This is a genomic window from Microbacterium sp. che218 (assembly GCF_040436305.1).
Lineage (GTDB): Bacteria > Actinomycetota > Actinomycetes > Actinomycetales > Microbacteriaceae > Microbacterium > Microbacterium algihabitans.
In genome coordinates this window covers 2,307,678-2,319,816 of record NZ_AP031501.1, presented here as the reverse complement: position 1 = coordinate 2,319,816, position 12,139 = coordinate 2,307,678, and the positions used below count along the sequence as shown (strand labels likewise).

The following is a 12,139-nucleotide window of genomic DNA, read 5'->3' as shown; positions in this document are numbered from 1 at the left end:
ATCGACGGGTTCGGTGAATGCGCTGGGGGTTACGGCGCCGTGCCCGCCCCGCGCCTGCACGATTCACAGAGCCCGCGTGGTGCGATCGCGTCGGGCGCCGATGAGACGGCACACCAGGTAGATCGCGAACGAGATGGTCGTGATGTAGGGGCTCACGGGGAGCGTTCCGGCTACCGCGAGCAACACACCGCCCACCGCCGAGACGAAGCCGAAGAGCGCGGCCAGCACGGGGACCGAGAGGGGCCCGGATGCCACGCGCATCGCGGCCGCGGCCGGGGTGACCAGCAGCGCCATGACCAGCAGCGCGCCGATGATGTGCACGGCCACGGCGACGATCAGGCCGAGCAGCAGCATGAACGCCAACGAGACCGCGGTGGTGGGCACTCCGCGCGCGGCCGCCGACTGCGGGTCGAGGGAGTCGAAGCGCAGCGGACGCCAGATGAGCAGCAGGGCCACGAGCACCACGACGCCGATCACCACGAGCCAGCCCAGCTGCCCGCTCTGCACCGACACGATCTGCCCGGTCAGCAGGCTGAAACGCGTCGCGCTGCGCCCGTTGTAGAGCGACAGGCACAGGATGCCGACGCCCAGGCCGAACGGCATGAGCACGCCGATGATCGAGTTGCGGTCGCGGGCACGGGCGCCGAGCACCCCGATGAGGGCGGCGGCGATGAGCGAGCCCACGATCGAGCCCGAGACGACGTCGGCGCCGATGAGAAGGGCCACCGCGGCACCCGCGAACGACAACTCGCTGATGCCGTGGACCGCGAAGGCCATGTCGCGCTGCATCACGAAGACGCCGATCAGGCCGCCGACGAGCCCGAGCACCGCTCCGGCGTACACGGAGTTCTGCACCAGGTCGAGGATCGCGCCGTACTGGCTCACCCCGCCGAACAGCGCGTCGCCGACGTCGGACCAGTTCATTCGTCGTCCTCGCCGTGGTGATGGTGGTGGTGGTCCTCGGCATCCGGAGCACCGACGACGATCAGCTGGTCGCCCGCGCGCACGACGAAGACGGGGGCGCCGTACAGGGCCGAGAGCGTCTCGGTCGTGAGCACCTCGTCGGGGGTGCCGAGGGTGAAGCGGCCGTTCGCGATGTAGAGGATGCGGTCGACGCGCGACAGCACGGGGTTGATGTCGTGGGTGACCAGCAGCACGGCGGCGTTGCGTTCGCGGCGATGGCGGTCGATCAGGCGCACGACGGCCTGCTGGTTGGCGAGGTCGAGGCTGGTCAGCGGCTCGTCGCACAGCAGCAGAGCGGGGTCGTCGGCGAGGGCCTGGCCCACGCGCAGGCGCTGCTGCTCGCCGCCCGAGAGCAGCCCCACCGGTCGGTCGCCGAACGCCGTCGCCCCGACCGCCTCGAGCAGCTCGTCGATGCGGGCGCGATCCTTCTTGCGCGACAGCGGCAGACCGAGTCGGTGCCCGTCGACGCCGAGGCCGATGATGTCGCGCCCCCGCAGCGGGGTCTCGCGCGGAAGCGGACGCTGCTGGGGGATGTAGCCGATGCGGCGGTTGCCTGCCCGGCGCACCGGGGCGCCGAGGGCCTCGACGGAGCCGGCGCTGACCCGTTCGAGTCCGAGGATCGCGCGCAGCAGCGTCGTCTTGCCCGAGCCGCTCGGCCCGAGCACGGCGACCAGCTCGCCGGGCTGCACCTCGAGATCCAGCCCCGACCACAGTTCGCGACCGCCGCGTTCGAGCGCGGCGCCGCGGATGCGCAGCGGTACCGCCGCGCTCACGCCGCCAGCGCGTCGGTCAGCGCCGTGATGTTGCTCTGCATCCACGAGATGTAAGTCTGTCCCTCGGGGAGCGTTTCGGTGAATTCGATCACCGGGATGTTCTTCGCCTTGGCCTCGTCTTCGACCTGCGTCACCTCGGCGCCGCCGGTCTGCGGGTTGACGATCATGACCTTGATGTCGCCCGAGTCGATCAGCTGCAGCGACTCCAGAAGCGTTGCGGGCGGCACGTCCTGGCCCTCTTCGACGGCCTCGCTGAACTCGTTCGGGGTCGCGTTGTCGAGACCCGCGGCGGTGGTCAGGTACACGGGCACCGGCTCGGTCACGAACACCTTCGCACCGGCATCCGTCGCCTCGATGTTCGCGAGCGAGTCCTCGAGTCCCGCGACCTGCTGCGTGAACGCGGCGGCGTTGGCGTTGAAGTCGGCGACGTGGTCGGGGGCCAGTTCGCCCAGGTGCTCGGCGATCTCGGCGGCGAGGTCTTCGACGGTGTGCGGGTCGTACCAGACGTGCTCGTTGAAGCCCTCGATGTGGTCGTGTCCGTCGCCCTCGGCGTGGTCGTGGTCGTCGGCGCCCTCGCTGGCCGCCGGCGTGGCCGCATCGTCGTGCGACTCCGAACCCGGGTAGTCGTGGGTGAACTCCACGGCGGTGATCACCGGGGCGGTGGTGCCGCTGGCCTCGATGAGCGACTCCATGAAGGCGTCGTAGCCGGCGCCGTTCTCGATCACGAGACCGGCGTTCTTGAGGGTGAGCTGGTCCTGCGCGCTCGCCTCGTACTCGTGCGGGTCCTGCGAGGGCGAGGTGATGATCGACTGCACGTCGACGAAGTCGCCGCCGACGGCCTCGGCGATCGAGCCGTAGACGTCGGTGGATGCCACGACCGTCACCTTGCCGTCGACGTTCCCGGTCGCGCCTGTCGAGGTCGACGTGCCCGCGCATCCGGCGAGCGCGAGGACGGAGACGGCACCGAGGACGACGGGGGCGAGGATGCGACGGGTCATGCGATCAGACTAACGCTGCTGATAATCGTTCTCAAACTCAGGAGGGCGTTCATCGGCTGCTCCCAGGCTCGTCGCTGCCGTTCTGTCCCTCGCGCTGAGGGCCGCTCGCCGGATTGGCAGCGGCGCGGCGAGAGCGACGGCCCTTTACTGGGGGCATGACCGACCACGACCTCCCCGTCATCGCGCACTGGATCGACGGCGCCGAGAGCGCCCCGACGGGCGGACGCACCGCCCCCGTGTACAACCCCGCCACCGGCGCGGTGCAGGCGCACGTCGCCCTGGCCGACGAGGCCGACATCCAGGCCGCGATCGCCTCGGCCACCCGCGGCTTCGCCGAGTGGAGCGGCTACTCCATCGCCAAGCGCCAGAGCGTGCTGTTCGCGTTCCGCGAGCTGCTCAACGCGCGCAAGGGCGAGCTGGCCGCGATCCTCACCGCCGAGCACGGCAAGGTGCTCTCCGACGCGATGGGCGAGATCGCCCGCGGGCAGGAGGTCGTCGAGCTCGCGACCGGCTTCCCGCACCTCATCAAGGGCGCCTACAGCGAGAACGCCTCCAGCGGCGTCGACGTGTACTCGCTCAAGCAGCCGCTCGGCGTCGTCGGCATCATCAGTCCCTTCAACTTCCCCGCCATGGTGCCGATGTGGTTCTTCCCCATCGCCCTGGCGGCCGGCAACGCCGTCGTGCTCAAGCCGAGCGAGAAGGACCCCTCCGCCTCGCTCTGGCTCGCGCGCCTGTGGAAGGAGGCCGGTCTTCCCGCCGGCGCCTTCACGGTGCTGCAGGGCGACAAGGTCGCCGTCGACGGACTGCTCGAGGCACCCGAGGTGCAGTCGATCTCGTTCGTCGGCTCCACCCCCATCGCGCAGTACATCTACGAGAACGCGTCGAAGAACGGCAAGCGCGTGCAGGCCCTGGGCGGCGCGAAGAACCACATGCTGGTGCTCCCCGACGCCGACCTCGACCTCGTGGCCGACTCCGCCGTCAACGCCGGCTTCGGCGCCGCGGGCGAGCGCTGCATGGCCGTGTCGGTCGTGTTGGCCGTCGACCCCGTCGCCGACGAGCTCATCGCCAAGGTCACCGAGCGCATCGCCAAGCTGCGCATCGGAAACGGCGCGGATGCCGACGAGCCCGACATGGGTCCGCTCATCTCGGGCGCGCACCGCGACAAGGTGTCGTCGTACGTCGACATCGCCGAGGCCGACGGCGCGACGATCGTCGTCGACGGCCGCGGCTTCTCGGTCGACGGACACGAGGAGGGCTTCTTCTTCGGACCCACCCTGCTCGACGAGGTGCCGACCGGCTCGCGCGCCTACACCGAGGAGATCTTCGGCCCGGTGCTCTCGGTCGTGCGCGTGAAGACGTACGAAGAGGGCCTCGCCCTCATCAACAGCGGCGAGTTCGGCAACGGCACGGCGATCTTCACAAACGACGGCGGAGCCGCACGCCGCTTCCAGCACGAGGTGCAGGTCGGCATGATCGGCATCAACGTGCCCATCCCCGTGCCCGTGGCGTACCACTCGTTCGGCGGGTGGAAGAAGAGCCTGTTCGGCGATGCGAAGGCCTACGGCGTGCACGGCTTCGACTTCTTCACCCGCGAGAAGGCCGTCACGAGCCGCTGGCTCGACCCCGCCACCCACGGCGGCATCAACCTCGGCTTCCCCCAGAACAGCTGAGTCGTCGGCACCGGATGCCGCGCCCCCGGGCTCTCTGCAGCCTCGGGGCCGCGGCATCCGTCGTCTCGCCGCGCTCGCCCCGGTTGCCCGTGTCGTCGCCCGCCGTCGCGCGGACCCGAACCCCGACACACCGCCCCGCGACGACCCGGCACCGGCGCGTCGAGCCCACTATCCGCAGGACGGCGACCCGGCGCCACTCCCGCCGTCGTGCGGACCCGAACCCCGACACACCGCCCCACGACCACCCGGCACCGGCGCGTCGAGCCCACTATCCGCAGGACGGCGACCCGGCGCCACTCCCGCCGTCGTGCGGACCCGAACCCCGACACACCGCCCCACGACCACCCGGCACCGGCGCGTCAGGCCCACCATCCGCAGGACGGCGTCGCGGCGAGCGGATGGCGCGGCGGACTCGTCAGCCCCCGAGCTCCAGCGCTGCCCACAGCTCGGCCCGCGCGGCGAAGCTCGACAGGTTGATCTCGAGCACCTGCTCGAGCTGCGCCATGCGCGCCCTCAGGGTGTGGCGATGGATGCCGAGACTCCGCGCCGCGGGATCCCAGGCGCCGTTCGCGTCGAGCCAGACCCGCGCCGAGGCGAGCAGCCGCTCCTGCTCGATCGCCGGGAGGGCCTCGAGCGGGCGGAGCAGCGAGCGCGCGAGCACCTCGCCGCCGCGCTCGCGCAGCGCCCCCACCAGACCGCGCCCCGCGAGCTCGTCGTAGGCGCGGAGGGTGCCGGTGTCGGCATCGCGCGCAGCGTGCGCCGCCCGCCGCAGATCCTCGGCGAGGTCGTCGCCCGCCTCGTGACGGGCGATGCCGACGCTCAGGCCCCGCCGCTCGGCGAGGGCTGCGAGGGCGGATGCCGCCCCGTCGGCCGCGAGCACGATGACGTCGCCGCCGCGCTCGGCCGAGAACATGCGGGTCGGGTCGCTCGAGACGAGGTCGAGCTCGTCGAGCAGTCCCGGCAGCGCCCCGGCCCCGCGCACGACCCCGACGAGGTACGGCTCCGCGGGCAGCCCCCCGAACGCCGACTCGGCCACCCGCCGCGCCGTGTCGCCGTGTCCGTCGACCAGCAAGTCGATGACGCCCGCGCGAACGCCGCGCAGGGCCGACTGCAGTCCGCGCTGCTGCTCCAGCGCGATGCTGGCGAGCGCCACGACGGAGGCCACGAGATCCCGGCCCGCGGGGTCGAGAGGCTCGGGCCCGCCCACCGCGAGCACGCCGCGCAGCCGCCCGCTCTGCCCGATCGTCTGCACCAGCGCGTGTCCGGCCGACGGAACGACGAGGCTCGCCGCGGTGCGTCGCTCGAGCAGGCGCCGCACGTCGCGGCCGACCTCCGCCTCGACCTCGGCCGGCGCGGCCCGCAGACCCGGCGACGACAGGCGCCCACCGACCGCGTCGTACAGCTCGACCCACGCGTCGAGCAGGCGCGAGAGGGTGGCGAGGATCTCGCGCAGCCCGTCGTCACGCACCGCGGCACGGGCCACCGCGCGCTGGGCGTCGAGCAGCCACGACAGGCGCGCGGCACCCTCGGCGGCGATGATGTCGGCGACGAAGCGGATGATCCGGATGAACGGCGCGCGATCCGCGATCTCGACGATCGGCAGGTCGGCGGCCAGCCCCGCGCGCACCACGGCCGCGGGCACGCGGTCGTGGATGATGTCGGTCGCGAAACCCAGGCCCGCGACCCCGAGCGCGCGCAAGCGGCGGCAGTAGGCCAGTGCCTCATCGGCATCCGGATCGGAGGAGAACTGCGCACCGTTGGTCAACAGCAGGTTGCCCGCCTCGAGGTACGGCGTGGGGTCGAGCAGGTCGGAGCTGTGCACCCACGACAGCGGGCGGTCGAGCGCCTCGTCGTCGGGCCGCGTCAGCACGCGCAGAGGGAACGACTGGTCGTCGAGGAGGGTGCGGAGGGTCGCGGGCATGGCGGGCCAAACTGTCGATCGTCCGTCGAGATTACCGACAGATCGGCGCTCCCCGGCGCGGCGCGGCGCGCCCACACTGGTGGCATGTCGACTCCTCTCACCACGACCCGCAACGCCGAGATCAGCGAGCGCGACCGCACGAGCGTCTTCCACTCGTGGTCGGCCCAGCGCACCCTCGCCCCGCTCCCCCTCGCGGGCGGCTCGGGCGTCGAGGTGTGGGACGCCGACGGCCGCCGGTACCTCGACTTCTCGAGCCAGCTCGTCAACGTCAACATCGGCCACCAGCATCCGCGGGTCGTCGCCGCGATCCAGGAGCAGGCGGCGCAGCTGACCACCGTCGCCCCCGCGCACGCCAACGAGACGCGCGCGCACGCGGCCGAACTGATCCTCGAGCGGGCCCCCGAGGGGTTCTCCAAGGTCTTCTTCACCAATGGCGGTGCGGATGCCAACGAGAACGCCATCCGCATGGCCCGTCTGACCACGGGCCGCGACAAGATCGTGTCGCACTACCGCTCGTACCACGGCAACACCGGGTCGGCGATCGTGGCGACCGGCGACTGGCGCCGCATGCCGAACGAGTACTCGCGCGGCCACGTGCACGTGTTCGGCCCCTACCTCTACCGGTCGGAGTTCTGGGCCGAGACCCCCGAGCAGGAGTGCGAGCGCGCTCTGCGCCACCTCGAGCGCACCGTGCAGTCCGAGGGCCCCGACACGATCGCGGCGTTCCTGTTCGAGACGATCCCCGGCACCGCCGGTGTGCTCGTGCCGCCGCCCGGATTCCTCGAGGGCGTCCGCGCGATCGCCGACCGCTACGGCATCCTGCTCATCCTCGACGAGGTCATGGCCGGCTTCGCCCGCACGGGTGAGTGGTTCGCGTTCGACGCGTTCGACGTGCGGCCCGACCTCATCACCTTCGCCAAGGGCGTGAACTCCGGGTACGTCCCCGTGGGGGGAGTGGCAATCTCGGATGCCGTGGCCTCGACGTTCGACGACCGCGTGTTCCCCGGTGGCCTGACGTACTCGGGTCACCCGCTCGCTGCGGCATCCATCGTCGCCGCCCAGCAGGCGATGGCCGACGAGGGCGTGATCGAGAACGCCCGCCGCATCGGCGAGGAGGTCATCGGCCCGCGCCTGCACCAGCTCGCCGAGGACTCACCGCTGGTGGGCGAGGTGCGCGGCCGCGGCGTGTTCTGGGCCGTCGAGCTCGTCGCCGACCAGGCCACGCGCGAGCCGCTGCCCGCCGCGCGCATCGGGGCGATCAAGGCCGCGATGCTCGAGAAGGGCGTGCTCGGCTTCACCGCCGACAACCGCGTGCACGTCGTGCCGCCCGCCGTGATCGGCGACGCCGACGCCCACCACGGCCTCGACGTGCTGGTCGAGGTGCTGCAGGCCGAGGCCGCGCGCGCCTGAGACCCCCTCGCCGCGCAGGTCGCGCCGATCACGATTGGCCCGCGTGGGCCGCGCAGGCCGTGCGCCCCGCGCAGGCCGCGCAGGCCGCGCAGGCCGCGCATTCCGCGCCGGGCCCGCGCACCCCGCGCACCCACGCTGAGTGTCCAAAACACCCGGACGGATTCGAAAATCGTCCCGGGTGTTTTGGACACTCAAGGGGAAACGGGGGCGCCGCGCCGACTCAGACACCGCCCCGTCGCAGGTCGAGCGTCCACGAAGGGGCGCTCAGCGCCACGGGTCAGGCGGCAGCCCCCGACCGCTCCTCGCTGTAGTCGTAGAAGCCGCGACCCGACTTCACGCCCAGGTTCCCGGCATCCACGTAGCTCTTCAGCAGCTCGCGCGGACCCTCGGGCAGGTGCGGGTTCTCGTCGGCGTAGTGCTGCTCGATGTCGAGCACGACGTCGAGGCCGACCTGATCCATCATCTGGAACGGGCCCGCCGGGGCGCCGGAGTTGACCCGCCACATGGCGTCGACGTCTTCGGGGGTCGAGACGCCGTCGGCGACGACCGCGAGGGCCTCGCGCTTGATGGCCGCCCAGATGCGGTTGAAGATGAAGCCGGTCGACTCCTGGCGGGCAACGAACGGGAAGACCCCGAAGTGCGGCAGCTGCTCCTGCAGGAAGGCGATGACCTGCGGGTCGGTCCGGCCGTCGCTCATGAGGTCGACCGCGTTCTGCTGCGGCGGCATGTAGAAGTGCATGTTGAGCACGCGCTCGGGTGCCGAGACCCGGTCGATCATCAGACGTGACGCGAACGACGACGAGTTGCTGGCGAGGATGGCGTCCGCTGGCGCGAGGCGGTCGAGGTCGCCGAACACCGAGGTCTTCAGCTCGATGCGCTCGGGCACGGCCTCGACGACGAGCCAGGCGTCGGAGACGGCGGATGCCAACTCATCGGCGCCCTGCACGGTGCCGGCGACGGCACCCTCGCGGGCGGCCACCACCGAGGGCAGCGTCTCTTCGACGTAGGCGACGGCGGCGGAGCGCACGGCATCCGCGAGATCGAAGATGCGCACGTCGGCCCCTCCGCTGGCGAACATCAGCGCGATGCGTCGACCGAGCGTGCCACCCCCGATCACGGTGACGGGTCGGGTGTCGATGTTCTGGGGCAGCTGGACGCTCATGTCGTTTCCTCTCGTGGAGCAGAGGGTCGCCTTGCGGATGCGAACCTCTCGATACACACTGTACTCAATACACTTCGTACTGAACAGGTGATGACCGATGAACCCCCTCGAGATCCTCCGCCGCGGCACCACGCCGCTGACCGCCCCCGTCTACCCCCTGCGGGTCACGCGCTTCGTCGACCGCGAGTACTTCAACGTCGTCTATCGAACGGATGCCGACGCGTTGCGCGCCGTGGTTCCCGAGCCCCTCGAGATCGGCGAGCCGCTCGTGCGCTTCGAGGTCATGAAGATGGGCGAGGTCGACGGCTACGGCCCCTACGTCGAGTCGGGTCAGGCGATCCCCGTCACCTTCGACGGAGAGCGCGGCGAATACCTGCACGCGATGTACCTCGACAACTTCGCCGCCACCGTGTCGGGGCGCGAGCTCAGCGCCTACCCGAAGGTGACCGGCACCCCCGACCTGCGCGTCGACCAGGGCGCCCTGGTCGGCACCCTCGCCCGCGGCAGCGAGCGCGTGGCCACGGCCACCATGGGCTACAAGTGGGAGCCGCTCGACCTCGACGAGGCGAAGGCGCAGATCACCGTGCCGACCTTCATGGTCAAGCTCGTGCCCGACGTGTTCACGCAGGGCATGCGCGCGGCCCACCTCGTACGCACCGAGATCACCGACATCGTCGTGAAGGAGGCGTGGACCGGGCCCGCCCGCCTGCAGCTGTTCGAGCACGCGCTCGCGCCGATGGCCGACCTCCCCGTGCGCGAGATCGTCAGCGCCTCGCACATCGTCACCGACCTGACGCTCGCCCCCGTCCGCCCGGTGTTCGACTACCTCGACGAGGTGAACCGCGCCGCCGCTGCGTAACGTGGAGCCCGTGACGACCACCCCCGCTGAGGCGCCCAAGCCCGTGCGACGCCGCAGCAGTACGCGCACGGCGCTGATCGCGGCCGCCGAGGCGATCTTCGACGAGACCGGCAGCACGTCGGTGAGCGTCGAGGCCATCACGCGGCGCGCGGGATACACGCGCGGGGCGTTCTACTCGAACTTCCGCTCGGTCGATGAGGTGTTCTTCGCGGTCTACGAGCAGCAGGCCGAGCTGGTCTTCGAGTTGCTCAGCGACATGCTCGGCGACGCCCGCAGCAGCGACGAGCCGACCCTCGACGACATCGTGCGCGGCGTCGTCGAGGGGCTCCCGCCCGAGGAGAAGTGGTACGCGATCCGCTCGGTGCTCATCACGCGGGCTCGTCACGACGAGGAGGTCCGGATGCTGCTCACCGCGCACACCGACCACTTCCACGACACGCTGCAGCCGCTGCTGGTCGAGTGCCTCGCACGCATCGGCCTGCACCCCGTGATCGACCCCGCGCTCTTCACGCGCGCGGTCGTCGCGGCCCACGTCGGGGCGGTGAGCCAGAGCGTGCTGCACGCCGACACCCAGCGGGTGCGCGTCGCCGCGGTCGAGGGCTGCATCCTCGGGCTGACGCGCGCGGGCTGAGGGCCGGGCCCTCGCGGCCCGTCTCTGCGCGCGGGGCCGAGGTCCCGGCATCCGCCCCCTTCTTGTCGAGTGTCCAGAACACGCCGCGTCCCCGCGGAGGGAGCGGCGTGTCCTGGACGCTCAACGGGTGAGCGGCGGGTGCGTCACTCGCAGGCGACTCCGTCTCCGTCGCGGTCGAGCTTGCGGCTGTAGCCGGGCTGCCCCGCGTAGATCGGGTCGGCGCCGGCCGCGCGTACGGCCGTGCAGTTCTCGTAGTACACGTTCTCGACCGGAGCCGGCGCCGGCGCCTGCTCGACCGGCGCCGGAGCGGGTGCGGGCTCGGCGGGAGCGGGCTGCGCGGGAGCGGGAGCCGGTGCGGGCTCCACGGCGACCGGCTCGACGACCGGGGCGGGCTCGGGTGCCGCGACCGGTGCGGGAGCCGCGAAGGCCGAGGTGGGCACGACCTGGTCGGGGCAGCCCTCGAGCACGCGCTTCATGGCGTCGCGCTCGGCCTCGGTCACCCACAGGCCGTAGGTCGCCTTCACCGCGATCTGCGCCGCGATGTACGTGCAGCGGTACGACTTCTGCGCCGGGAGCCAGGTCGCGGCATCGCCGTCGCCCTTCTGCGCGTTGGCGGATCCGTCGACCGCGAGCAGGTTGAGCGGGTCGTTCGCGAAGCTCGCGCGCTGGTCGGCGGTGAGCTGCTGCGCCCCCTTCTGCCAGGCGTCCGACAGCGCCACGACGTGGTCGATCTGCACGAGCTCGGAGGTTCCCTGACCCCGCACGAACGCGATGCTCGTGCCCGTATAGGGGTCGGCGAGGGTGCCGCCGGTCACGCGGCAGGCGCCCGAGCGCACGGCGTCGGTGAGGTCGCGGCCCAGGATGTCGTTGCGGGTGTCGCATCCGTTGCGGTCGACGTCGAGCCACCGCTGGCCGAACTGGTCGCGGTCGTAGCCGGTCTTGGGCGCGCGGCCCTTCACGGCGAGCGTGTCGAGCACCGCGAGCGCGGCCTTGTCGGTGGTGGCCGAGGCGTCGGCGACGGTTCCCGCCTGCCCCGCGAACGCGGCGAGCGCGGCCTGGTCGTCGGCGAAGGGGGTGGCGGATGCCGTGGGCGTGGCCGACGGCGACGGCTCCTGCGACGCCGTGGCGACGGGCTCCGCCTGGGCGACCGGGGTCGCGACCTTCGGCGAGGTGGCCGTGGTGATGCCGCCCGCGACGGCGAACGCGACGACGGCGGCGACGGTCCAGATCGCGGCGCTCGAGCGCGAACGGAAGCGCAGCCAGGTCGGGGTGTTGCGCGCGAGCGCGACGATGCCGGTGATGAGCACCACGAGGGCGACCAGCCCGACGAAGGGGGCGAGCAGCCAGAGGGCGACGAGCAGCACGAGGCCGGCGACGATCCAGCCCCACGTGGGGACGCGCGAGATCCAGCCGCGCGCTTCGCGTCGGGTCGCCGGCGGGGGCGTCGTGGTCACGGTGGGAGCCGGCGGCAGCGGCGTGAAGTCGTTCGTCCACTGGCGGCCGTCCCACCAGCGCAGGCGACCGGGGGTCTCGGTGTCGGGGTACCAGCCCGGGGTCGCGTCGGTCATGCGGCCACCGCCGCGTTCGCGTGGATCATTGCGTTTCGGAATCGCACGGATTCCCCTTCCCCCCGTTAAGACAACCTCGCGAGTCTATTCAGGGGAATGCAGGTCGACCGACCGCGCCGAATGCGCCTGGACGGATTACGAATGCAGCATGCGTGGGCGGGAAATGTCGAGACGAAATCGATAC

Annotated in this window: 10 protein-coding genes; 4 read left to right on the top strand and 6 right to left on the bottom strand. The window is 71.7% G+C overall.

Annotated features, from left to right (window positions below):
- Positions 1-63: 63 nt before the first annotated feature.
- Genes ABXS86_RS10950 through ABXS86_RS10940 form a run of 3 tightly spaced genes read right to left on the bottom strand, consistent with a single transcriptional unit; the run spans position 64 to position 2,734 of the window.
- Positions 64-924 carry a metal ABC transporter permease gene (locus ABXS86_RS10950; protein WP_144831280.1) on the bottom strand — a complete coding sequence of 287 codons (861 nt, stop codon included), beginning with the start codon at positions 922-924 and terminating at the stop codon, positions 64-66.
- On the bottom strand, positions 921-1,736 hold the full coding sequence (locus ABXS86_RS10945) for a metal ABC transporter ATP-binding protein (protein ID WP_144831277.1): 816 nt from the start codon (positions 1,734-1,736) through the stop codon (positions 921-923). The genes ABXS86_RS10950 and ABXS86_RS10945 overlap by 4 nt, the downstream gene beginning before the upstream one ends.
- On the bottom strand, positions 1,733-2,734 hold the full coding sequence (locus tag ABXS86_RS10940; protein ID WP_353664464.1) for a metal ABC transporter solute-binding protein, Zn/Mn family: 1,002 nt from the start codon (positions 2,732-2,734) through the stop codon (positions 1,733-1,735). Before ABXS86_RS10940 ends, ABXS86_RS10945 begins: the two co-directional genes overlap by 4 nt.
- A 155-nt stretch (positions 2,735-2,889) precedes the next feature.
- Here ABXS86_RS10940 and ABXS86_RS10935 point away from each other — a divergent pair, with 155 nt between their 5' ends.
- Positions 2,890-4,404 carry a CoA-acylating methylmalonate-semialdehyde dehydrogenase gene (locus ABXS86_RS10935; RefSeq protein WP_353664463.1) on the top strand — a complete coding sequence of 505 codons (1,515 nt, stop codon included), beginning with the start codon at positions 2,890-2,892 and terminating at the stop codon, positions 4,402-4,404.
- 415 nt (positions 4,405-4,819) lie between these two features.
- Here the strand turns inward: ABXS86_RS10935 and ABXS86_RS10930 are convergent, their stop codons facing one another.
- Positions 4,820-6,325 (bottom strand): PucR family transcriptional regulator, encoded by a 1,506-nt coding sequence (locus tag ABXS86_RS10930; protein WP_353664462.1) that lies wholly within the window; start codon positions 6,323-6,325, stop codon positions 4,820-4,822.
- Positions 6,326-6,409: 84 nt separating this feature from the next.
- Here ABXS86_RS10930 and ABXS86_RS10925 point away from each other — a divergent pair, with 84 nt between their 5' ends.
- A complete protein-coding gene (locus ABXS86_RS10925) occupies positions 6,410-7,735 on the top strand; it encodes an aspartate aminotransferase family protein (protein WP_353664461.1) in 1,326 nt (441 codons plus the stop codon).
- 277 nt (positions 7,736-8,012) lie between these two features.
- Here ABXS86_RS10925 and ABXS86_RS10920 read toward each other — a convergent pair whose 3' ends face one another.
- Positions 8,013-8,897, bottom strand: coding sequence for a 3-hydroxyacyl-CoA dehydrogenase family protein (locus ABXS86_RS10920; RefSeq protein WP_353664460.1), 885 nt, complete (start codon positions 8,895-8,897; stop codon positions 8,013-8,015).
- Between the two features lie 97 nt (positions 8,898-8,994).
- On the opposite strand from ABXS86_RS10920, the gene ABXS86_RS10915 reads away from it, so the two are divergent.
- Complete coding sequence (locus ABXS86_RS10915) at positions 8,995-9,756, top strand: acetoacetate decarboxylase (protein WP_353664459.1); 762 nt, start codon at positions 8,995-8,997, stop codon at positions 9,754-9,756.
- 10 nt (positions 9,757-9,766) lie between these two features.
- The gene (locus tag ABXS86_RS10910; protein WP_186325449.1) at positions 9,767-10,387 is read left to right on the top strand and encodes a TetR/AcrR family transcriptional regulator; all 621 of its coding nucleotides are present in this window, start codon (positions 9,767-9,769) and stop codon (positions 10,385-10,387) included.
- A gap of 143 nt (positions 10,388-10,530) precedes the next feature.
- On the opposite strand, the gene ABXS86_RS10905 is transcribed toward ABXS86_RS10910, so the two are convergent.
- Complete coding sequence (locus ABXS86_RS10905) at positions 10,531-11,955, bottom strand: DUF1524 domain-containing protein (protein WP_353664458.1); 1,425 nt, start codon at positions 11,953-11,955, stop codon at positions 10,531-10,533.
- Between the last annotated feature and the right edge of the window lie 184 nt (positions 11,956-12,139).